At 65.9% G+C, this 22,435-nt stretch carries 20 protein-coding genes and 1 pseudogene; 16 read left to right on the forward strand and 5 right to left on the reverse strand.

Features of this window, described 5'->3' with window-relative positions:
• The first annotated feature begins 326 nt into the window (after positions 1 to 326).
• The 3 genes and pseudogenes from NG696_RS09880 (at position 327) to NG696_RS09890 (ending at position 4,230) form a co-directional block, all read left to right on the forward strand.
• Positions 327 to 2,135, forward strand: a complete 1,809-nt coding sequence (locus NG696_RS09880; protein WP_252564835.1) for a proline--tRNA ligase — start codon at positions 327 to 329, stop codon at positions 2,133 to 2,135.
• A gap of 9 nt (positions 2,136 to 2,144) precedes the next feature.
• Positions 2,145 to 2,939 carry a sulfite exporter TauE/SafE family protein gene (locus tag NG696_RS09885; protein WP_252575295.1) on the forward strand — a complete coding sequence of 265 codons (795 nt, stop codon included), beginning with the start codon at positions 2,145 to 2,147 and terminating at the stop codon, positions 2,937 to 2,939.
• Between the two features lie 65 nt (positions 2,940 to 3,004).
• Positions 3,005 to 4,230, forward strand: a pseudogene (locus tag NG696_RS09890) (pyridoxal phosphate-dependent decarboxylase family protein).
• Between the two features lie 60 nt (positions 4,231 to 4,290).
• Here the strand turns inward: NG696_RS09890 and NG696_RS09895 are convergent.
• The 3 genes from NG696_RS09895 to NG696_RS09905 are packed head-to-tail and all read right to left on the reverse strand — an operon-like array spanning position 4,291 to position 7,259.
• Positions 4,291 to 5,322: an aminoglycoside phosphotransferase family protein gene (locus NG696_RS09895; protein ID WP_252575296.1), complete on the reverse strand. Its 1,032-nt coding sequence runs from the start codon at positions 5,320 to 5,322 to the stop codon at positions 4,291 to 4,293.
• Positions 5,319 to 6,047 carry a VIT1/CCC1 transporter family protein gene (locus NG696_RS09900; RefSeq protein ID WP_252575297.1) on the reverse strand — a complete coding sequence of 243 codons (729 nt, stop codon included), beginning with the start codon at positions 6,045 to 6,047 and terminating at the stop codon, positions 5,319 to 5,321. Before NG696_RS09900 ends, NG696_RS09895 begins: the two co-directional genes overlap by 4 nt.
• A gap of 51 nt (positions 6,048 to 6,098) precedes the next feature.
• Positions 6,099 to 7,259, reverse strand: a complete 1,161-nt coding sequence (locus NG696_RS09905) for a DUF4439 domain-containing protein (protein WP_252575298.1) — start codon at positions 7,257 to 7,259, stop codon at positions 6,099 to 6,101.
• A 106-nt stretch (positions 7,260 to 7,365) separates the two neighbouring features.
• On the opposite strand from NG696_RS09905, the gene rimP reads away from it, so the two are divergent.
• From rimP to rbfA, 5 genes are all read left to right on the forward strand, one after another.
• Complete coding sequence (gene rimP, locus NG696_RS09910) at positions 7,366 to 7,980, forward strand: ribosome maturation factor RimP (protein WP_058929501.1); 615 nt, start codon at positions 7,366 to 7,368, stop codon at positions 7,978 to 7,980.
• Complete coding sequence (nusA, locus tag NG696_RS09915) at positions 7,980 to 8,960, forward strand: transcription termination factor NusA (RefSeq protein WP_058929500.1); 981 nt, start codon at positions 7,980 to 7,982, stop codon at positions 8,958 to 8,960. The genes rimP and nusA overlap by 1 nt, the downstream gene beginning before the upstream one ends.
• A gap of 171 nt (positions 8,961 to 9,131) precedes the next feature.
• The gene (locus NG696_RS09920) at positions 9,132 to 9,509 is read left to right on the forward strand and encodes a YlxR family protein (RefSeq protein ID WP_252575299.1); all 378 of its coding nucleotides are present in this window, start codon (positions 9,132 to 9,134) and stop codon (positions 9,507 to 9,509) included.
• Between the two features lie 152 nt (positions 9,510 to 9,661).
• Positions 9,662 to 12,577: a translation initiation factor IF-2 gene (gene infB, locus NG696_RS09925; protein WP_252575300.1), complete on the forward strand. Its 2,916-nt coding sequence runs from the start codon at positions 9,662 to 9,664 to the stop codon at positions 12,575 to 12,577.
• 245 nt (positions 12,578 to 12,822) lie between these two features.
• A complete protein-coding gene (gene rbfA / locus NG696_RS09930) occupies positions 12,823 to 13,332 on the forward strand; it encodes a 30S ribosome-binding factor RbfA (protein ID WP_058929497.1) in 510 nt (169 codons plus the stop codon).
• Between the two features lie 111 nt (positions 13,333 to 13,443).
• On the opposite strand, the gene NG696_RS09935 is transcribed toward rbfA, so the two are convergent.
• Positions 13,444 to 14,589: a ScyD/ScyE family protein gene (locus NG696_RS09935; RefSeq protein WP_252575301.1), complete on the reverse strand. Its 1,146-nt coding sequence runs from the start codon at positions 14,587 to 14,589 to the stop codon at positions 13,444 to 13,446.
• 185 nt (positions 14,590 to 14,774) lie between these two features.
• Here NG696_RS09935 and NG696_RS09940 point away from each other — a divergent pair, with 185 nt between their 5' ends.
• Complete coding sequence (locus NG696_RS09940) at positions 14,775 to 15,260, forward strand: nucleoside deaminase (protein ID WP_252575302.1); 486 nt, start codon at positions 14,775 to 14,777, stop codon at positions 15,258 to 15,260.
• Between the two features lie 12 nt (positions 15,261 to 15,272).
• Here NG696_RS09940 and NG696_RS09945 read toward each other — a convergent pair whose 3' ends face one another.
• Positions 15,273 to 16,439 carry a pyridoxal phosphate-dependent aminotransferase gene (locus NG696_RS09945; protein WP_252575303.1) on the reverse strand — a complete coding sequence of 389 codons (1,167 nt, stop codon included), beginning with the start codon at positions 16,437 to 16,439 and terminating at the stop codon, positions 15,273 to 15,275.
• Positions 16,440 to 16,581: 142 nt separating this feature from the next.
• On the opposite strand from NG696_RS09945, the gene truB reads away from it, so the two are divergent.
• From truB to rpsO, 7 genes are all read left to right on the forward strand, one after another.
• Entirely contained in the window at positions 16,582 to 17,565 is a 984-nt protein-coding gene (gene truB, locus NG696_RS09950; RefSeq protein ID WP_252575304.1) for a tRNA pseudouridine(55) synthase TruB, read from the forward strand.
• Between the two features lie 2 nt (positions 17,566 to 17,567).
• The gene (locus tag NG696_RS09955) at positions 17,568 to 17,921 is read left to right on the forward strand and encodes a hypothetical protein (RefSeq protein WP_248761780.1); all 354 of its coding nucleotides are present in this window, start codon (positions 17,568 to 17,570) and stop codon (positions 17,919 to 17,921) included.
• Between the two features lies 1 nt (position 17,922).
• A complete protein-coding gene (locus NG696_RS09960) occupies positions 17,923 to 18,393 on the forward strand; it encodes a hypothetical protein (protein ID WP_248761779.1) in 471 nt (156 codons plus the stop codon).
• Positions 18,394 to 18,616: 223 nt separating this feature from the next.
• A complete protein-coding gene (locus NG696_RS09965) occupies positions 18,617 to 19,600 on the forward strand; it encodes a bifunctional riboflavin kinase/FAD synthetase (protein ID WP_252564813.1) in 984 nt (327 codons plus the stop codon).
• A 40-nt stretch (positions 19,601 to 19,640) separates the two neighbouring features.
• Positions 19,641 to 20,495: a tryptophan 2,3-dioxygenase gene (gene kynA, locus NG696_RS09970; RefSeq protein ID WP_248761777.1), complete on the forward strand. Its 855-nt coding sequence runs from the start codon at positions 19,641 to 19,643 to the stop codon at positions 20,493 to 20,495.
• An 8-nt stretch (positions 20,496 to 20,503) separates the two neighbouring features.
• The gene (kynU, locus tag NG696_RS09975) at positions 20,504 to 21,751 is read left to right on the forward strand and encodes a kynureninase (RefSeq protein WP_252575349.1); all 1,248 of its coding nucleotides are present in this window, start codon (positions 20,504 to 20,506) and stop codon (positions 21,749 to 21,751) included.
• Between the two features lie 218 nt (positions 21,752 to 21,969).
• Complete coding sequence (rpsO, locus tag NG696_RS09980) at positions 21,970 to 22,239, forward strand: 30S ribosomal protein S15 (protein ID WP_056348417.1); 270 nt, start codon at positions 21,970 to 21,972, stop codon at positions 22,237 to 22,239.
• Positions 22,240 to 22,435 lie beyond the last annotated feature (196 nt).

Genomic DNA, 22,435 nt, shown 5'->3' on the forward strand with positions numbered 1-22,435 from the left:
TACTTCGAATGGAAAAACCCTTGTGGATGTGTCGGCTATCACATATGTTCGATCTAGCTGCGCTGGAGTGGGTGGGCGGTCTCACCAGTCCTCACCAGTACCTAGGCGTCAACGGCCATAGAGCCACGTCCGCATGTAATGACCAGCCGTTTACGGCCAGGGGCTTTGCATGCCGGGCGTGGCTCTATTGCGTCTCGCCCCCGCGGTCTCTGGCCAGCTCAGGTTCCGCCGCCTGGCGTGCCGTGGATAGCCGGTAGATTAGTACCCAGAAGAATTGCCCGGCTCTGCTTTCCAGCAGCTACTCCCCAGAAACGGATAACCCACCCGTGGTCACAAGAATGTCCAAGCTTTTCCTACGCACCTTGCGTGAAGATCCCGTCGACGCTGAGGTCGCCAGCCACCGGCTCCTGGTCCGGGCCGGCTACATCCGCCGCGCGGCGCCCGGCATCTACACCTGGCTTCCGCTGGGGCTGAGTGTGCTGCGCAAGGTCGAGGCCGTCGTCCGCGAGGAAATGGACGCCATCGGTGCCCAGGAAGTCCACTTCCCGGCGCTGCTGCCGCGAGAGCCCTACGAGGTCACCAACCGCTGGACCGAATACGGCGAGGGTCTGTTCCGGCTCCAGGACCGTAAGGGTGCCGACTACCTGCTGGCCCCCACGCACGAGGAAATGTTCACGCTTCTGGTCAAGGACCTGTACTCGTCCTACAAGGACCTGCCCCTGAGTCTGTACCAGATCCAGAACAAATACCGCGACGAAGCACGCCCCCGCGCGGGCCTGCTGCGCGGCCGCGAGTTCATCATGAAGGATTCCTACTCCTTCGACGTGGACGACGCCGGCCTGGACGCCAGCTACGCCGCCCACCGTGGCGCCTACCTGAAGATCTTTGCGCGCCTTGGCCTGGAAGTCATTCCCGTTGCGGCCACCGCCGGCGCCATGGGCGGGTCCAAGAGCGAAGAGTTCCTGCACCCCACCGAGATCGGCGAAGACACTTTCGTGCGCTCAGCCGGCGGCTATGCAGCCAACGTTGAGGCCGTCACCACCGTTGTTCCGGCCGACATCGACTTCAGCAACGCCCCTGCCGCCGAGGTCCTCGATACCCCGAACACGCCCACCATCGACACGCTGGTGGCCGCATCCAACGACCTGGCTCCCCGGAGCGAGGCCGACGGCGGCGCCTGGACTGGCGCCGACACCCTCAAGAACGTGGTTCTTGCCGTCACCCTGCCCACCGGTGAGCGCCAGCTTGTGGTCATCGGCCTGCCGGGTGACCGCGGCGTTGACTTGAAGCGCGTGGAAGCCAACATCGGTTCCTTCCTACCCATCGGCGGCGAGATCACGCTCGAAGCAGCCAACGACGACGACCTCAAGAAGCAGCCCCTCATCGTCAAGGGCTACCTTGGACCCGGCCTGACGCTGGACAAACCCCTGCTGGGCAGCGAAAGCTCAACCAAGCTCCTCTACCTCGTGGATCCCCGCGTTGTCAGCGGCACGGCCTGGATCACCGGGGCCAACGAAGCAGGAAAGCACGTGTTCGGCCTGGTCGCAGGCCGCGACTTCACCTGGGACGGTGTCATCGAGTGCACCGACGTCCGCGAGGGCGACCCCGCCCCGGACGGCTCCGGTCCTCTGGAGACCGCCCGCGGCATCGAGATGGGCCACATCTTCCAGCTGGGCCGCAAATACGCTGAGGCCCTCGAGCTGAAGGTGCTGGACCAGAACGGCAAGCAGGTGGTGGTTACCATGGGCTCCTACGGTGTTGGTGTCACCCGCGCCGTCGCCGCACTGGCCGAATCCAACCACGATGACAAGGGCCTAGTCTGGCCCCGCGCCGTCGCCCCCGCCGATGTCCATGTCGTGGCTGTCGGCCGCGGCGAGGAAATCTTTGCCACCGCCGAGCAGCTGGCCCTGGAACTCGAGGCCGCCGGCCTGGACGTCATCTACGATGACCGGCCGAAGGTCTCCCCGGGCGTAAAGTTCGGCGACGCGGAACTCGTCGGCGTCCCCACCATCCTGGCCGTCGGCCGCGGCCTGGTGGACGGCGTTGTCGAGATCAAGGATCGCCGCAGCGGCGAAGCGGAGAACGTGGCCGTGGACAAGGCCGTTGATTATGTGGTCACCGCCGTCCGCAGCTGACCTGCGGCGGTGATTTCCGGGTTCGAGTCGATCCAGCTCACCACAATCATCCTGATTGTGGTGGCTGGATTTGCTGCCGGCTGGGTGGACGCCGTGGTGGGCGGCGGCGGTCTGCTCCAGCTGCCGGCCATGCTGCTGGTACCCGGGATCACGCCGGTCCAGGCCTTGGCCACCAACAAGATGGGGTCAATTTTCGGCACCACCACGAGTGCGGTGACGTACTACGGGCGGGTGAAACCGGGCCTTCGGACGGCCGTGCCCATGGCGGTGATCGCCCTTGCCGGGAGCTTCGCCGGGGCGGTGCTGGCCGCCACCCTGCCGGCGAGTGTCTTCAAGCCGATCATCGTGGTGGCGCTGGTCGTCGTCGCGCTTTTTACGGCGTTGAAGCCCAACGTCGGTGACATCACCGTGCTGCGGCACGATGGCCGCACGCACTACGTGGTGGCATGCATGATCGGGGCCGTGATTGGCTTCTATGACGGCCTGATTGGTCCGGGCACCGGCTCCTTCCTCATCATCGCGCTCGTCTCGGCGATGGGCTATGCCTTCCTGGAGGCAAGCGCCAAAGCCAAGATCGTGAACATGGCCACCAACGCCGGCGCCCTGCTCTTCTTCCTGCCCCATGGATCAATCCTCTGGGGTGTCGGGCTGCTGCTGGGCCTGGCCAACATGGCCGGCGGCTACCTGGGCGCGCGGACCGCCGTGAAGCAGGGAAGCCGCTTCATCCGCGTTGTATTCCTGCTGGTGGTGGGCGCCCTGATCATCAAACTCGGCGTCGACGTCTGGCAGGAAAACCTAGCCTGACAGGCTAGCCGAAACCCTCGCAGCCGGTAGCGCCCGCAGCCCCCGGCCGGGCGTACCATGCAGGTATGTCCGCAGGCGGGGAACCCTATTCCGAAGCATTGTCAGCCGCGGCCCGTCGCGCCGCCGAGTGGCTGGCGAGCCTGCCGGACAGGCACGTAGGGCCCGCCCAAAGCGCCCACGATCTCGCGGCTGACTTCGGCGGGCCCCTTCCGCAGCAGGGCATGCCCGCCGCAGCTGTGGTTGAGTACCTGGCGGACAAGGCCGAACCGGGGCTGATGGCGATGCCCTCGGGGCGCTTTTCGGTTGGGTGATCGGCGGGACGTTGCCTGCCGCCCTGGCCGCGGACTGGCTGGTCAGCGCCTGGGACCAGAACTCCGGCCTGCGCTATGCCACCCCCGCGATAGCAGCCATCGAGGAGGGGGCCGGCCACTGGCTGCTGGACCTTCTCGGCCTGCCGGCGGAATCCGACGTCGGCTTCACTACGGGTGCCACCATGGCCAACTTCACCGGGCTGGCTGCTGCCCGGTGGCGGTTGCTGGCCGATCCGCCTGCTGTCGGAAGGGTCCGGGCCCGCGCTGGTCTGTCTCCAGGCCGGCAACCTCCACTCCGGAGCTTTCGACCCCTTCGACGCCGCCATCGAGGTTGCCCGGCGGCATGGTGCCTGGGTGCACGTGGACGGCGCGTTCGGGCTGTGGGCCGCGGCAGTGCCCGAGTTCGCGGACCTTACGCGCGGCATGGCCCTGGCCGATTCGTGGGGGACCGACGCCCACAAGACCCTCAACGTCCCGTATGACTGCGGTATTGCCATCGTCAGGGATTCAGCAGCGCTACGCAGCGCCATGGGACTGCAGCACACCAGCTACCTGATCCACGACGTCGAAGGCCCGGGTGACCCGTTCGAAAAAGCGCCGGAGCTGTCCCGCCGCGGCCGCGGCGTGCCGGTGTGGGCCGCCCTCCGCTCCCTGGGCCGGGACGGCGTGGCAGCCCAGGTCCGCGGGCTCGCCGACGCCGCTTCGACGATCGGCAGCCGCCTGGCCGAGGTGGACGGTGTCGAGGTGCTCAACACGGTGGACTACACCCAGGTTTCGCTCGCCTTCGGGGACGACGCCACCACGCGCGCCGTGACAGCCCGGGTGATCGAGGACGGCAAGGTCGGATGTCCGGTTCACGCTGGCAGGGCAGGGATGTCCTGCGCGTCTCGGTCAGCAACTGGAGCACTGACGCGGAAGACGTCGGCACTGCCGTCGAGGCGGTCAGCTCCGCTTTGGCGGCTGTGCGGGCAGCGGGCTGATCGCCCGGGAGGCACAGTCCCGCCTGCGAAGCACCATCCAGCCCGGGAGGCACCCATCGCTCAGCTGTCGCCGTGCCCCGGCTCAGGCAGGGCGTGCGCCGAGGGGAGACCATCGAGGGTCCGCCCGGCAAGCGTGCTGGCCACCCAGAGTGACCGGGCAAGATCTCCTTGGTGGCGCGGCAAGGACGCGTAGCAGAGGGCGTTCTCGACTTCGCGTGCCACGGCCCACTGGCGCGCAGCTTCGGCGTCGAGGCCGGCCGCGGCGCTGAAGTCCTGGCACCGCCGCCTCAACCCTCCGGCCGGATCGCTCCGGGGCAGGTCGCCGAGACGGTTCCACAGCAGCGGTGCCACCGCGAACTCCGGTTCGCCGATCATGGGCTGCGGGTCGATGGCGACGAAGGCCTCCCCGGGCAGCCCTCCGCTGATGGTGTGGGGCCGGGCCAGGATGTTCAGGAAATGCAGGTCCGTATGGACCAGGACATCGCGGCCCGAGCGGCGGCCAACGGCGCCGCGGGTCTGGCAGACTTCCAGGGCCGCCTCCAGTAGCCAGCGCGGGAACGGGCGGCCCTGCTGTTCCCAGTCGGCGGGCAGGTCATCGCTCCATTGTTCGGCCCGCCCGGCGATGTGCTCGAACTCCCGCCACTGCGGCCGGCCGTCCGGCACCAGGCCCAACTGCCGCATGGTGCTGCCCCAGGCCACCGCCGCTTGATCCAGCGGAAGGGTCTGGAGCGAGGAGTCCGCATTCAGCCGCTCCAGCAGCATGGCGCACGTTCCGGCGTCGGATTCCAACAGCCGGACGGCGCCGGATCCGCCCCACAGCGCCAGCGCATGGCGTTCCACCCGTGCCTCATCGTGGGGAAACGCGATCTTGAGCGCCGCGGGCGTCCCGTCCGTCCGGCGGACAGGAACCACCACGCCGCCGTGGCCATGCCACGGGAGGGCGCCGGCTGCCAGGTCAACAGCCAGCTCCCAATGCTCCAGCCGCCCCTGCACCAGTCCCGGGAGGGAGGAAAGCCAGGCCCGTCCCGCGCTACTGTGGCTGAAACGCCCGCTGAGGGCTGGCGGGATCGGCACGCCAATCTGGACACTCACAGGACGCCGCTTGCGCCGAGCAGGTTGCCGATGGAGAACGTGGCAGCCAAGGCCAAAGCCCCGCCCGCCACCACCCTGGCGGCGGCCCGTACCTTCGAGCCGCCGCCAATCCAGGCGCCCAGGGCCCCGGTGGCGGCAAGGGCCACCAGCACGGCCGCGAAGGTCAGGGGGACCCGGATGTTTTCCGGCGGCAGGAGGATGGCGGCCATCGGCAGGATGGCGCCGGTCACGAACGCAACAGCTGAAGCAAAGGCTGCATTCCACGGGCTCACTATGTCTGTTTCGTCGATGTTCAGTTCGGCGGACAGGTGCGCGCCCAGGGCATCGTGGGCTGTCAGCTCCCGGGCCACTTTCCTTGCTGTGTCCAGGCTCAGCCCCTTGCCCTGGTAGATCGCCGCGAGTTCCTCCAGCTCTTCCTCCGGCTGTTCCTGCAGCTCCAGGCGTTCCTTTTCGATCAGGGCCCGCTGGCTGTCTTTCTGGCTGCTGACGGACACGTACTCGCCCAAGGCCATTGATACTGCGCCACCCACCAGGCCGGCCGTGCCGGCGACGAGGATTGGTCCGGACTGTGTGGTTACACCGGCGACTCCCACGACGATTGCGGCGACCGAGACGATGCCGTCATTGGCACCCAGCACGCCGGCGCGCAGCCAGTTCAGGCGCTGAGCGACGTCGTTTTGGTGGGGCTCATTCTCATGAAGGGCGGGGGCGCCGGCACTGTTCATGCCTCCAGCAAAGCATTAGTGCCTGCGGCTGGCCAGTGTGCCGTGCCTTGGCTACGAATTGCCGGGAGTGCTGGTTGTGGAAGTCCCCTGAGTTGATACAGGCTCCGGCAGTGGCGGCAGGAGTGCTTCGTCCAGGACCATGCCGGGGACCGGGCTTGGCGACGCACCCCAATGGACGGTCCGCCGGGCCGCCGACTGAAGTGCCGAGAGTGCCCATGCCCGTTCGGGTCCCTCGCTAAGGGCCACCACGTCGCCGAGCACCGGAAGTGTCTCTGCTTCCAGTGTTCCCAGCGCCGCTGCAGGGTCTGCCAGGAACGCCTGGCTCAGGGCATAGCCGGGCTGCCTCAGGGGTACCGCGGCGCAGCGGGACCTGCCCATGGCCTCCGCTTCGCTACGGAGGACGCCGTGCTGGGCCAGGAAGTTCGACGCCGGAGCAGCGGACCCGGAGTTAAGCCTGGTCAGTGCGGCCTGGTACGCGTAGACCAGTTCCAGCTCGCTCTCCACGACTAGGGCCAAGGCTGAGCCGAGGTCCACGCCACTGCTGGCGTCGGCGGCAGCTGCTTCGCTGGCACAGCTGGCGGCGGCTGAAGCCGAAACAGGCAGGGTGGGCGCCGTCGATGCGGGGAAGGAGGAGCCAGCGGCTTGAGGCGGTGCCAACGCGATCCCGGTCGCCGAGGCCAGGTCCTCTGCAGCCAGAAGCTGGGCAGTTCCGGTGCCGGCGAGAAGGCGGGCCATGCCGCCGTCGGCCGTTTTGGCATCGTGGAGCCGCTGTGCCCCGCTTGCCTGGAGGGCAGCGGCGAAGTCCGCGGTGGTCGACGGAGGCGTGACGGTGGCCAGCGCCGTGGACGGGACAGGGACGGGGGCAGTAGCCGTACGGTCCAGGGCAGGATCGCCGGCCGCATCAGCCGGCAGCATCAACGCCCGGGCCTGGACAGTCAGCAAAGTCACAATCCGGGTCAGGGCGGCCGCTTGTGGGGCCGGCGCAGTGGCGCCGGCAGTGCCTTCGAGGTCCAGGCCACCGGCCCTGAGGGTCAGGGAATCCGCGAACGCGGATGCCCTTGCCTGCTCGGAAAACGGCGGCGCCGCAGGCAGGGACGGTTCGCGGGGGATGAGCACCAATCCCAGGCTCACCACCAGAAGGGCGGCCAGCGCAAAAACGGCGTACTGGAAATAACGCCTGCGGCGGCCGGATTCCTGCGTGTCGTCTTTCACAACAGACCATGTTCTCACGCCTGATGCGAATCTTCGTGCACCACTGTGGCCGGAAAATCGTTAGGCTAGTAGTCACAACATCATCTATTGGAAGGCGGCCGGCATCGTGAGTAATGCAGAAGCCACGACTTCATCAGACGCTACCGGAACGGGTACGGCTGAAGCTGCGCCCGCCAACAATCCCGAAGCCGTCAGGCTCCGGGCGCTGTTAGAACCGGCGGTCCAGGCCAACCGCCTGTACCTCGAGGACGTATCCATCCTGGCCGGTTCACACCGCGTGGTCCACGTGGTGGTTGACCTGCCGCAGGAGGAAACCGGCGGCGTAAACCTCGATGTCATCGCGGACATCTCCAGGGTCCTCTCCGATGTCCTGGACAATGATCCCGCAGACGACGGGCGCCCCTACGACCTCGAGGTTTCCTCCCCGGGCGTCGCGCGTCCCCTCACCGAAGTCCGGCACTGGCACCGCGCCCGGGGCCGGATGGTCAAGGTCAACGTCATCCAGGGCGAAAACGTCACCGGCAGGGTCCAGTCCGTGGACGATTCCGGCGTCACCATCATCCCGGAGATCGCCGTCAAGAAGGGCATGAAGCCCAAGCAGGGCGAGCCCCAGATTCTTCCTTTCGACAGGATCCGCAACGGAAAAGTCGAGATCGAATTCAGCCACCTCGAAGAAGCTGGTCTGGAACCTGAGCACAATGGACCTTCTGAGGAGGCCTGATGGATATTGACATGAGCGCGCTGAGACTACTGGAGCGTGAACGCGAAATTCCGCTGGACCTCCTGATCCCCACCATCGAGCAGGCGCTCCTGGTGGCGTACCACAAATCGCCCGGCGCCTTCGAGAAGGCCCGGGCCGAGCTGGACCGCAAGAGCGGCCACGTGACCATCTGGGCAGTGGAAATCGACGACGACGGCGCCCCCATCGGCGAGTTCGAGGACACGCCTGCCGGCTTCGGCCGTATCGCGGCGAGCACCGCACGCCAGATCATCCTGCAGCGCCTGCGCGACGTCGAGGACGACGCCATCCTGGGTGAGTTCAAGGGCCGCGAGGGTGAACTTGTGGCCGGCCTGATCCAGCAGGGCAACAACCCTCACATGATCCAGGTCAACCTGGGTTCGGTGGAGGCCCTGCTGCCGCCGCCCGAACAGGTGCCGGGGGAGAAGTACATCCACGGCAACCGGCTCCGCGCCATCGTTATCGATGTCCACCGCGGCACCAAGGGCCCGTCCGTCACCCTGTCCCGTTCACACCCGGGCCTCGTCCGGAAGCTCTTCGAACTGGAGGTCCCGGAGATCGCGGACCGCTCTGTGGAGATCGTGGCACTGGCCCGCGAGGCCGGCCACCGTACCAAGATCGCGGTCAAGGCCCACACCCAGGGCATCAACGCCAAGGGCGCCTGCATCGGCGAAATGGGTTCCCGCGTCCGCGCCGTTATGACGGAACTGAACGACGAAAAAATCGACATCGTCGACTTCAGCGAGGATCCGGCTACGTTTATTGCCAGTGCACTTTCCCCATCGCGTGTGAATTCGGTCACCATCGTGGACGAGGCCACCCGCTCCGCGCGTGTGGTGGTCCCGGACTACCAGCTCTCGCTGGCCATCGGCAAAGAGGGCCAGAACGCCCGGCTGGCGGCCAAGCTGACGGGCTGGCGAATCGATATCGTCTCGGACGCTGCCCCGGCGCGCGAAAGCTAATCCGGTTCCGGGGCGGCGGCCGGCGGCGGATACATTCGGCCGAAGCCCCGGTTTCGGGCAGAACTGCCCCGAGGGGCTAGAATAGACATGACCGCGCCTAACGGCCGGTATTCGTGTGCCCTGAGAATTCCCGTTCCGCCGATGCGGTTGGGGGCCTCAGGGCCGGCAGTTATGAACGTCAGGAAGATACTCACCGTGGCAGAAGTGCTTCACACCGAGGATCAACCGCAGCGTACCTGCATCGGATGCCGGAAGCAGGCACCGCGGTCTGAGTTACTCCGGCTCGTCGCCGAAGGCAGCGGTTCCACCGCAGTGCTGGTAGACGAACGACGCCGGATGGCTGGCAGGGGTGCATGGCTGCACCCCAGCGAAGCGTGCCTGGCCCTGGCGGTCAAGCGGCGAGCATTCGGAAGGGCCCTCAACGGGGCAACCGGGTCCACCGCCGTCGAACGCCGGATCATGGCAGGCAAGCAGGACGCCGGCCCGTTGCAGGTACCCCTGGTAGCTGCAGCAAAAACCGTCCAACCTGAAAGCGGGTCAGAAAACTGATGGAAACCCGATGAGTTCCCAGCGATGAGTGCGCAACGATGACAACTTTGTTGCGCTCTGCAATGGGCCCTGTAGTTGCAACCGCGGCTGGGGCCCGCAGTAAGAAGTAGACGGTTCGTGCCTGGCTCGGTGCGGACCGAGACAGGAGAAATGTGGCCAAGGTCCGCGTACACGAGCTTGCTAAAGAGCTCGGTATTACTTCCAAAGATGCAGTAACCAAACTGCAGGAACTGGGCGAATTCGTTCGCTCCGCCTCTTCAACCATTGAGGCCCCTGTGGTGCGGAAACTCCGCAACGCCTACCCCGACGCAGCTGCCAAGACCGCAGCTCCGGCAGCCGCGCCCAAGGCGCCTGCCCCGTCGGCCGACACACGACCCGCAGCACCTGCTCCGGGCCCCGCAGCTCCCTCAGCCCCGGCGGCACCAGCTGCTGCGGCTCCGGCTGCACCCGCTGCCGTTTCCGCAGCTCCGGCAGCACCTGCCGCAGCACCGGTTGCGTCAGCCCCGGCCGCAAGCGCACCGTCCACCGGCGCCAAGCCCGGTGCCCGTCCGGCACCGAAGGCTGAAGCCCCGGCCGCACCGACCCGCTCTGGCGGATCAACACAGGGTGGTTCGCAGGGCGGCTCTGCACCGCGTCCCGGCGGTCCCCGTCCGGGCAACAACCCGTTTGCCACGTCCCAGGGCATGCCCCGCGGCCGCGGTGGCGACGGAGAGCGTGCTCCCCGTCCGGGTAACAACCCGTTCGCTCCTTCGCAGGGCATGCCCCGCGCGGGTGGAAGCCGTCCCGACGGCGACCGTCCGGGTGGTCCGCGTCCCGCGGCCGGTGCCGGTGGTCCCCGTCCGGGTGGTCCGCGTCCCGCAGCCGGTGCCGGTGGCCCCCGTCCGGGTGGTCCGCGTCCCGCAGCAGGCGCCGGCGGTCCCCGTCCGGCAGGTGCCGGTGGAAACCGTCCTACTCCGGGCATGATGCCCAACCGCACTGAGCGTCCCGCACCCGCTGGTGCAGGCCGTCCCGGTGGCGGCGCCCGTGGTCCCGGACGTCCGGGTGGCGCTCCAGGCACCGGTGGCGCACCGGGTGCCGGTGGCGGCGCTCCGGCCGGCGGTGGCTTCGGCAAGGGTGGCCGCGGTCGCGGTGGCACCCAGGGTGCTTTCGGTAAGGGCGGCGCAGGCCGTGGCAAGCAGCGCAAGTCGAAGCGTGCCAAGCGCCAGGAACTCGAGCAGATGAGTGCTCCGTCGCTGGGTGGCGTGAGCGTACCCCGCGGCGACGGCAACACCGTAGTCCGGCTTCGCCGTGGCTCGTCCATTACGGACTTCGCCGACAAGATCGAGGCAAACCCCGCAGCACTGGTGACGGTCCTCTTCCACCTCGGCGAAATGGCCACGGCCACGCAGTCGCTGGATGAGGAAACCTTCGCGCTGCTCGGCGAGGAGCTTGGCTACAAGCTCCAGGTTGTGTCGCCGGAGGACGAGGAGCGCGAGCTGCTCTCCGGCTTCGACATCGACTTCGAAGCAGAGCTTGAAGCTGAAGGCGACGACGACCTTGAGGCACGTCCTCCGGTTGTCACCGTCATGGGCCACGTTGACCACGGTAAAACCCGCCTGCTGGATGCCATCCGCAAGTCCGACGTTATGGCGGGCGAGCACGGCGGCATCACGCAGCACATCGGTGCTTACCAGGTCACGCACACCCACGAAGACATCGATCGTAAGATCACCTTCATCGATACTCCGGGCCACGAGGCGTTCACCGCCATGCGTGCCCGTGGTGCGAAGGTCACCGACATCGCCATCCTGGTGGTCGCAGCGGACGACGGCGTGATGCCGCAGACCGTTGAGGCACTCAACCACGCGCAGGCAGCCAATGTGCCGATCGTGGTGGCTGTGAACAAGATCGACAAGGAAGGCGCCAACCCGGAGAAGGTCCGCGGCCAGCTGACCGAGTACGGCCTGGTTCCCGAAGAATACGGTGGCGACACCATGTTCGTGGAGGTCTCTGCCCGCCAGAACCTCAACATTGACGAGCTGCTCGAGGCTGTCCTGCTCACCGCGGACGCTGCCCTGGACATGCGCGCCAACCCGAACAAGGACGCCCGCGGTATCGCGATCGAAGCCAACCTGGACAAGGGCCGCGGTTCCGTGGCCACCGTCCTGGTGCAGTCCGGCACCCTGCGTGTCGGTGACACGATCGTGGCCGGTACGGCTCACGGCCGTGTCCGCGCCATGTTCGACGACGACGGCAGTGTCCTGACCGAGGCCGGCCCGTCCCGCCCCGTGCAGGTTCTGGGTCTGTCCAACGTGCCGCGCGCCGGCGACACCTTCTTTGTGACCGCTGACGAGCGCACCGCCCGTCAGATCGCCGAGAAGCGTGAAGCAGCCGACCGCAACGCCGCCCTCGCCAAGCGCCGCAAGCGCATCAGCCTGGAAGACTTCGACCAGGCCGTGGCCGACGGCAAGATCGACACCCTCAACCTCATCCTCAAGGGTGACGTGTCCGGTGCCGTGGAAGCCCTCGAAGACGCCCTGCTCAAGATCGACGTCGGCGAAGGCGTGCAGCTGCGCGTCATCCACCGCGGCGTTGGTGCCATCACGCAGAACGACGTCAACCTGGCAACGGTCGACAGCGCCGTTATCATCGGCTTCAACGTCAAGCCTGCCGAGCGGGTTGCCGAACTGGCAGACCGCGAAGGCGTGGACATGCGCTTCTACTCCGTCATCTACGCAGCAATTGATGACATCGAGATGGCCCTCAAGGGCATGCTCAAGCCGGAGTACGAAGAGGTCCAGCTGGGCACCGCCGAGGTCCGCGAAGTCTTCCGCTCTTCCAAGTTCGGAAACATCGCCGGTTCCATCGTTCGCTCGGGCATCATCCGACGCAACACGAAGGCCCGCATCAGCCGCGACGGCAAGACCATCGGTGACAACCTCACCGTTGAGACGCTCAAGCGCTTCAAGGACGACGCTACTGAGGTCCGCACGGACTTCGAGTGTGGTATCGGTCTTGGTTCGTTCAACGACATCACCGAGGGCGACATCATCGAGACCTTCGAGATGCGCGAAAAGCCGCGCGTCTAAGGTTCGTTGCTTGACGGGTCGGGGGCGTCGGATTTTTCCGGCGGCCCCGCCCCTACGCTGGGCGGCATGGGATCTGCGATCCCTTGCCGCCCAGCTTCGGCAGGCCCGATGCCACTCCCTGGCCGCCGGAAAAAATCCAACGCGGGTCCGTCGTAGACTCGCCTTAGGTGCGTGGCATCAAAACCCAACAGTTGTGCGGGCACCGTTCCGGCGCCGTCGTACATCCCAAATTTTTAGGAGTGGAAATGGCTGATCCCGCACGGGCTGCCAAGTTGGCGCAGCGGATTAAGGTTGTTGTTGCCGAGGCTTTGGGCCGGAAGGTTAAGGATCCTCGGCTGGAGGGCATTACTGTTACCGATGCCCGGGTGACCAATGATCTGCAGCATGCCACGATCTACTACACCGTTTTCGGCGACCAGGCTGTGCAGGCTGATGCTGCCAAGGGCCTGGAGAAGGCCAAGGGTGTGCTCCGCCAGGAGGTGGGGCGCAACGTGACTGTCCGCCTGACGCCGACGCTGGAATTTGTGGCGGACCAGATCCCCGTCGTTGCCTCGAACCTGGAGGACCTGCTCCGGGCCGCCAAGAAGCGCGACGCCGAGGTGGCTGCGCTGGCAGAGAACGCCAAGCACGCCGGCGACGCCGATCCGTACAAGAGCGACATTCCCGCCGATGTGGAGATCGACGAGGACGACTTCGACGAAGAGGATATTGACCTCACCGACGACGAAGACCTCGACGAAGACGCCAACAAGTAACCGTCTGACCACCACATGTGGCTCACAGGAAGGCCCGGACTGCAGCTGCAGTCCGGGCCTTCCTTCGTCTGCCGGGTTTTGTTTCCCCGCAGGTCTTATTTGATAGCGGCCTTATCTGATGTCAGCCTTGATGACCTTGCCCGCTGATGCGGGGGGAGGCGGGGCCGTGAAGTCAGGCAGGGCATCCACCGTGGCATAGAGGGTCCGGCCGTGGATTTCAACAGCCGCCGGCGTTGTGGCCGCCAGGAACTGTGACCTCTCACCGCTCCAGCAGCTGATCTTGAGGATCTCGTTACCGAACATCGACGCCACGTAGACGTCTCCCGTGTTGGAAACGGCCAATCCGGTGGGGCTGAGGATGTCCTCGACCCAGAGGTGGGTAGCTCCGGTCCAGGGATTGACACGGAAGATGGCTCCGCGTGCGCCCAGCGACTCATCTTCCGGACCGCCCGGAAGCGATGATACGTACAGCCAGCCGTCGGGGCCGAGCTCCACGTCCGTCGGCACGGGCTCAAAGGCGTATTCGTGTCCCACCACGCACTCAGGCACCGTAAAGGAGTTACCCATCATGTCGATGGGGATCTCCAGCCCGGCTGGTACTACGGCTGGCCGGGGTGGCAACACAGCGAGTGTGGAGACAGCACCCGTGGCAGCGTTGACCTTGAGGATCGCATTCATCCCGGCATCCGCCACGAAAACCGTGTTGCCCTGCACCGCGGCGGCATAGGGATGGGAATCCACGATGCCGGTGTATCGGGTCGGTGGGAATTCAGGGAAGCCAGCAAGGCATTCGTCGGAGACCTCCGGACCAAAGCCATAGTGCTGCTTGCCGTCCGGGTTGTTGTCCCGCTCAAACGATGCCAGTTCGGCGATCGTCCGGACCTCGCCCCGAACGTTGATGGCCTTCAGATAGCCCTCCAGCGCCGCCGGATCGCCGCCGGCACCAGTACTTTCGAGGAAGAAGGTGGTTGTGCCGCGGGTCTCTACACCGGCAACATCCCAGCCTGGTCGCTCGTACACGTCTGTGATGGAGCCATCGCGGTCCACTCTGCTGAGCTTGCCGACGGGAGGCTCACCGAAGACGGTATGGGTAACCAGTACGGACTTGTTTGTGCCGACAGCGAGACTCAGCGGCAGCCCCAGTCCGTCAGCCAAGGGATCGTCAAGCGGGGACGAAGAACCGCCTGCCGACGCGGGTGTAATGGGAATAGCCAGCATCGCTGCGAGGCAGGCGATGATGGGTATCTTTTTGTTCATGTCAGTCTCCGGGATTGAAGTGCACCCCATGGCGGGGCCGGGCAATGAGACCATGGTCAGCGCTGTGCTGAATGAACCCCCGGCGCTAGGTTAGTCCCGCGAAAGGGACGACGTCGACGTTATTTCCCCCTAATGTGCCCCCTGTCTGACGCCGCAATCAACGCCGCCGTGGCTAGGATCGATCTATGACCCACGCGAGTGACCCACACGATGCCACGCCCTTCCTGGAGCAGGCCGTTGATCTGGCCGTCCGCAACGTCGCCGACGGTGGCGGCCCGTTTGGTGCGCTGGTGGTGACCCGAGACGGGCAGGTTTATGAAGGCACTAACCGCGTTACCCGCGACAACGACCCCACAGCCCATGCAGAAGTGGTTGCCATCCGTTCGGCGGCAGCATCAGGCGCCACGTTCGACTTGAGCGGGGCAGTGCTGTATGCCAGCTGCGAGCCGTGCCCGCTCTGCCTTGCCGCCGCGCTCTGGGCCCGAGTTGACCGGGTCTATTTTGCGGCCGACCGCCACGGTGCAGCCGCGGCCGGCTTTGACGACGCCGTTTTTTATGACTACTTCAACGGAACCCGTCCGGAACTGCTGCCGGTCGCCCAAGCGGCCATTCCGACGTCGGACGCTCCGTTTGACGCGTGGCGCCGCAACGCGGAACGTACGGAATACTGACCAGGTGCCGGGTCAGGAATCTTTGCGTTTAGGCAGCCTGCCGACGCCCTCCACCAAATCGTCGCGGGTACCGCACAGTGCGATCCGCACCCAGCCTTCGCCAATCGAGCCAAAGGCGGTCCCTGGCGCGAGCGCGACGCTGGAATCGGCGAGGAACCGGCGGGTCCAGTTACGGACGTCCCCGTCGCTGACATGGGAGACGTCGGCCCAAAGGTAGAAGGCTCCCTGCGCACTCAAGTACGGGATGCCCTTGGCTTCGAGCACGGCCGAGGCCGCATCGCGGTTCGCCCGGTAATGGGCATGGGCGTCCCGTACATACTCCTGCGGCCCGGTCAGAGCCGCGAGCGCGGCATACTGCGAGGGGGAGGCTACGCAGGAGACAATCGCTTCCATCACGTTGTTCATCTTCTGCTCCAGCCCCGGCGGACAGACCAGGGCGCCGATCCTCAGGCCGGTGAGGCCATACGTCTTCGAGAGAGTCAGCGACGTGAACACGCGCGCCTCGCCGGGCACGTCGCTGTCGAACCGGGCCGGGCTGACGTGGGGGACGTCGTATGTGAAGGCTTCGTAGCATTCGTCGGAAATGATCCAGAGATCGCGCTTGCGGGCCAGGTCCACAAGTTGCCGGGTCAGGTCCTCGTCGAGGACGGCGCCCAGCGGGTTGGACGGGGAGTTCAGGATGAGCACCCGGGTCCGGTCAGTGATGAGGGCCTCGATGTCCTGGATCCGCGGCTGGAAGTCATGCTCGGGATACAGCGGGTAGCCCACCGGCACGGCATTCAGGAGCCGGCTGGTCATGGCGAATGTGGGGTAGCCGGGGTTGGGGATCAGGATCTCGTCACCGGGGGAGAGCAGGAGGCTCATGGCGAAGTGCAGGCCCTGCTGCGCGCCGTCCACCACGTAGACGCGCTCGGCACCGAGGCCGTTGTTGAGTCCGGCGCGTTCACGGAACCTGGCGGCGAACGCTTCACGTAGGGCCGGGAGGCCGGCGTTGGGCGTGTAATTCGTCTCGTCCCGGTCAAGGCACGCCATGCCGGCTTCCAGGATGTGGCGGGGGAGCGCGAAGCCCGGCTCGCCGATGCTCAGGACGATGGCCCCGGGGGCATGCCAGGCGGCCTCGGTGATTTCGCGGATCTGGTTGACGGGGACGTCGCGCGCGTGCGCCGCAAGCTCAGGCATGGATGCCATCCTAGCCGCCACCGGAATCCAGCCCCGGAGCGGCCACACCGGAGCGGCCACACCGGAGCGGCCGCACCGGGGCGGGGGCTAGGGACAGGGCTTGTGGGCAAGGGCCGCGGCCAGCGCCGATATACTGGGAAGCGTGCTTTCTGGACTGGTGATAGTGGACAAACCGCAGGGATGGACCAGCCATGATGTGGTTGGTCGGATGCGGCGTCTCGCCGGGACCCGGAAAGTGGGGCACGCCGGCACCCTCGATCCCATGGCTACCGGCGTCCTGGTGGTCGGCATCAACAAGGCCACCCGGCTCCTGACCTACATCGTGGGCACGTCCAAGACGTACACGGCAACCATCCGGCTGGGCCAGTCCACCATCACGGACGACGCCGAAGGTGACGTGATTGCCGCCGCCAGTGCCGCCGCCGTCGCCGACGAAGCAATTCACGACGGCGTCGCCGCCCTCACCGGTGAAATCCAGCAGGTGCCAAGCAGCGTCAGCGCCATTAAGGTCAACGGCGAGCGCGCCTACGCCCGGGTCCGCTCCGGTGAAGAGGTTAAGCTCGCGGCGCGCCCGGTCACCATCCACCGTTTCGAAGTTCACGCCATCAACCGGGAAACCGGCGGCGACGTTGTGGACATTGATGTCACCGTTGAGTGCTCCTCGGGTACATACATCCGGGCCCTCGCCCGCGACCTCGGCGACGGGCTGGGAGTGGGCGGCCACCTGACCGCACTCCGCCGGACCCACGTTGGCCCGTACTCGCTGGATCAGGCTCGGACGCTGGAACAGCTGGCCGAGGAGCTGAACGTCCTGGAAATGTCCCAGGCTGCCCGGGCGCTGATGCCCAACCGCGAACTCACGGCGGAGGAGACCACCGAGATTTCCTTCGGACGCCGGATCGCAGCGGGAGCGGAAGCAGGCGATCCCGCGGCTGCCACCACGGAACACCCTGCGGCAGCGTTCGCGCCCAACGGCAGCCTCGTGGCGCTCCTGGCGGACTCCGGAAACTTTGCCAAGCCGGTCCTGGTATTCGCGCCGGGCAACGGTGCGTCCGAAAAAACTGCGCCCCAGAATGCTGCGCCCGAGAATGTTGTGCCCGAAGATGCTGCGGGCGGGGACGCCTAGGCATGGACGCCTATTTCTACATCATCCTGGTGGTCGGCCTGCTCTCCAGCGGAATCTGCCTCGGTGCCGGCATCCTGAAAAAAGCCCCCAACGATCTCACCATCCTGTCCGTTGCCGCCGTCGAGCTGGCACTGCTGGTTTACCTGGTGGGTTCGATCGTGCGGGTGATCGCGGGCGAACCGATTGCCGGGGAAGCCTGGGAATTCTGGGGATACCTGGCCACGGCGATGCTCCTGCCGCCGGCAGCCGTGTACTGGTCCATCCTGGAACGGACACGCTGGAGCAACTTTGTCCTCGCCGCCGTCGGGGTCACGGCCTTGGTGATGGCCGCCCGCATGAACCAGATCTGGTACTGAAATGGAAGAAGTACGCAACGTGAAAGCACCTCGTTCCGAAGCAGCCCGTGCCAAGGCCGATGCCAAGGCCGGCGTCAAGGACACTCGGAACACCGGCCCCGGACGCCTGCTCATTGCCGTCTATGCAGTGTTTGCCATTTCGGCCACCGCACGCGCCGGTTACCAGATCCTGACCAAGTTCTCCGAAGCCCCGCTCGCCTACCTGCTTTCCGCGTTCGCGGCGCTGGTCTACGTGGTGGCAACGGTGTCCCTGGCCAAGCCCGGCCGCACCTGGTTCAAGATCTCGCTGGCCGCTGTCCTGGTGGAGCTTGTCGGAGTGCTGGTGGTGGGGGCGTTGAGCGTGTTTGATTCTGTGGCGTTCCCGCATGAGACCGTCTGGTCCCTTTTTGGCCGGGGGTATGCGTTCATTCCGCTGCTGCTGCCTGTTCTGGGTCTGGTGTGGCTGTACCGGCGGCGGCCGAACCAGCAGTAAGCCTCATCAGCGACCGGCCGGGGCCGAGGCTTAGCCTCACTTCTTCGGCGGACCGGCGAGTACCGGCAAGCGGGTACCAGGAAGGCTCCCGGACATGTCCGCGCGTGCCATCCAGTTGGCCCGGCGCCGTCCGGCAGCAGTACTGAATGCGGGTAATCTTAGAGAGTTCCGGCGCCGGTGCGTTCGGAGAGATGTCAGTTTTAGGCAGTAAAAGGCGAGGGTGATGGTCTACATCTGGAACGATCCGTCCGAGGTCCCGGCGGACTTTGGTCCGTCCGTTGTCACTTTTGGCAACTTCGACGGCGTCCATCGCGGGCACCAGCAAGTGCTTTCCGAGCTCATCCGCTCGGCCCGCCTCAACAAGACCAAGGCCGTTGCCGTCACCTTTGACCCGCACCCGGCCCTGATCCACCGCCCGGAGTCCGCGCCCGAAATGATCATGGGCCTGCAGGACAAACTGGTGGCATTAGGGGAGCTGGGCCTGGATGCCATTTTGGTGATGAAGTACTCGCTGAACCTGGCCAGCCTCACCCCTGAGGAATTTGTGGGCCAGGTCCTGGTGGACAGCCTGCACGCCAGCCACGTGGTGATTGGTCACGATTCCCGATTCGGCCGCGGCAACTCCGGTGACCTTGACACCATGAAGCAGCTCGGCGAAAAGTTCAACTTCGACGTCCAGGTCATCAGCGAGTTCGGTTCGGAAGGCTACCCGTTGCATAACGACGGCGGCACGGACCGCCGCTGTTCCTCCACCTGGGTGCGTGAAGCATTGCAGGAGGGCGACGTCGCCACCGCCGCCGCGGTGCTGGGACGACCACACCGTATGCGCGGCGAGGTTGTACACGGTGCTGCCCGCGGCCGCGTACTCGGGTTCCCCACCGCTAACCTTGCCCACGAGGCCACCGGGTTCATCCCCGCGGACGGCATCTACGCCGGCTGGCTGGTGGACCAGGCCGGCACACGCTGGCCGGCCGCCATCTCGGTGGGGTCCAATCCCACGTTCGACGGCGTCAGCCGCCAGGTCGAAGCCCATGTGATCGACCGTCCGCATGAGGCCGTGGAGGATTTCGATCTGTACGGCCAGACAGTAGTGGTCGAATTCGTGGCTCGGCTCCGCGGCATGGTGGCATACCGTGGGCCGGAGGCGCTTGTTGACCAGATGCGCCTGGACGTTATTCAGGCCCACGATCTCCTGGTGCGGCGCTGACCGGGTCCCGCCCGCAACGAACACCCAGAGAGGCAGCACAATGGCCGTCGAGAAGAACACCCGCAAACTGGACAAAGGCATAGTCCGCGATTTCAGTTCCCGGATGAGCTACGCGTCCTACCTCCAGCTGCCCACCCTGCTCAGCGCACAGCAACCTGTCAGCACGCCCGAACACCACGACGAACTGCTGTTCATCATCCAGCACCAGACCACCGAGCTGTGGCTGAAGCTGGTGCTGCACGAGCTCCGGAGCGCCGCGGCCTGGCTGCGCGCAGACGATCTCGGCTCCGCCCTCAAAGGCATCGCCCGGGTCAAACACATCCAAAAAACCCTGACGGAGCAATGGTCCGTCCTGGCCACGCTGACGCCCACGGAGTACTCCCAGTTCCGCGGGTTCCTGGGCAACTCCTCCGGATTCCAGTCCAGTCAATACCGGGCCGTGGAGTTTATCCTCGGCAACAAGAACCGAAAAATGCTGCCGGTCTTCGAATCGGACCCGGAAGCGCACGCCATGCTGGAGGACGTGCTTAAGGCGCCCAGCATCTATGACGAGTTCCTGGCCTACCTGGCCCGGCAGGGCTTCGACGTGCCACAGTCCGTGCTCGAACGGGACGTCACCCGCGCCCACGAGTTCTGCCCGGAGTTGGTTCCGCTGTTCAAGCACATCTACGAAAACGCCGCCGCCAACTGGGGCGCGTACGAGGCCTGCGAGGAACTGGTGGACCTTGAAGACAATTTCCAGCTCTGGCGGTTCCGGCACCTGCGCACCGTCCAGCGGACCATCGGGATGAAATCGGGAACCGGGGGATCCAGCGGCGCTGCCTTCCTGCAAAAGGCCCTTGAGCTCACCTTCTTCCCGGAACTGTTCGCGGTACGGACGGAGATCGGCCAGTGAGCAGCGCAATGAACGCGAACATGGAGAACCACGCCGCCGCCGACCTCCTTGAGCAGGCCGCGCAACTGGATGCAGGCGACCCGTTGGCGCGCTACCGCGGCCTCTTCATCGGGACGGACACGGACCTTTCCTACCTCGACGGCAATTCCCTGGGCCGCCCGCTGAAGCGGACACAACGGGACATCAGCACCTTTATCGAGGAAGGTTGGGGCGGCCGGCTCATCCGTGGCTGGGATGAGGAATGGCTGGACCTGCCCCAGACCATCGGCGATCAGCTGGGCCGCGCTGTCCTCGGCGCAGCCCCGGGCCAGACCGTCATCGCCGACTCAACCACAGTGGTGCTCTACAAACTGATCCGCGCTGCGCTGGCCACCGTGGCTGACCCCGCCCGCACCGAAATCGTCCTGGACACGGACAACTTCCCCACGGACCGCTACCTGGTCGAGGGCATCGCCCGCGAGGAAGGACTCACCCTGCGGTGGATCGAAGCCGATCCTGCGTCCGGCGTCACCGTCGAACAGGTGCGGGACGCCACCGGCCCGGCCACCGCCGTCGTACTTTTGAGCCACGTGGCCTACCGCTCAGGCTTCCTGGCGGACCTTCCGGGCATCACGGAAGTTGCACACGGCGCAGGGGCGCTGGTGGTCTGGGACCTGTGCCACTCCGCCGGATCCGTGGAGCTGGACCTGGACGGGGCAAACGTGGATTTTGCCGCGGGCTGCACCTACAAGTACCTCAACGGGGGACCGGGCTCGCCGGCATTCGCCTACGTCAACCGCCGGCACCTGCCCGGACTGAAGCAGCCGATCTGGGGCTGGATGGGACGCAAGGACGCGTTCGAGATGGCCGCAGGCTACGAGCCGGCGCCCGGGATCCGGAGTTTCCTCAGCGGCACTCCGGCCATCTTCGGGATGCTGGCAATGCGGGGGACCCTGGGCCTCATCGAAGAGGCCGGCATGGCTGCCATCCGGGAGAAGTCCCTGAAACTCACGGCCTACGCCGTTCAGCTGTTTGAGGCGTGGCTGGAACCGGCGGGCGTGGAGCTGGCGTCGCCGCGGGACCCGGAGCTTCGAGGGAGCCACATCACCCTGGATCATCCGGCGTTCCGGAACGTGACGGCGGCGCTGTGGGAACAGGACGTCATCCCGGACTTCCGCGCACCACATGGGATCCGCGTCGGGTTGTCGCCCTTGAGTACCAGCTTCGCGGAGCTGTTCCGGGGGATGGCCACCATCCGGGATCAGCTGCGTCGCTGAGCGGCCGCCTTTTCGGGGACTGCCTTTTGGGGACGGCCGCGGCTGTTTCGACAAGATTGCGGCGGGGCCGGTAAACTAACAGATGGATCCGGCTGCAGTCCGTGGCGGCTGGTTCCTGCCATGTGTGGAAATTCCCTGGTTTCCGGGGGATTCCCGCGCGGGCAGACCCGGCAGTGAAGTACTGAATCGGGCCTCACGGCACATCTCTAGGAGTTATTGTGGCACTTGACGCCGCTGTAAAGCAGTCCATCATCCAGGATTTCGCAACGTCCGAGGGCGACACCGGTTCGCCGGAGGTCCAGGTTGCAGTCCTGACTCAGCGGATCAAGGATCTGACTGAGCACATGAAGGTGCACAAGCACGATTACCACACCCAGCGCGGTCTGCTGGCCATGGTTGGTCGTCGCAAGCGTATGCTCACCTACCTCAAGAACACTGACATCACCCGCTACCGTGCGCTCATCGAACGTCTCGGCCTGCGCCGCTAGTCAGCTTTAAGGGGCGGCCCCTTCCGTGACGGAAAGGGCCGCCTTCTTCAGAAGAAAATTAAACAGGAGGATCAACCGCATCACGCATTCGCGGTCCTCGGTAGTGATCCCCGGGAACGGCTTCGAAGAATGAAGCCCTCGGCCCGTGGGTCTCGATCGATGACCGGGTGCAGTGCAGGCCAGTAGACAGATGCTG

Origin of the sequence: Pseudarthrobacter cellobiosi, assembly GCF_023913755.1 — a bacterium.
Taxonomy (GTDB): Bacteria; Actinomycetota; Actinomycetes; order Actinomycetales; family Micrococcaceae; genus Arthrobacter; species Arthrobacter cellobiosi.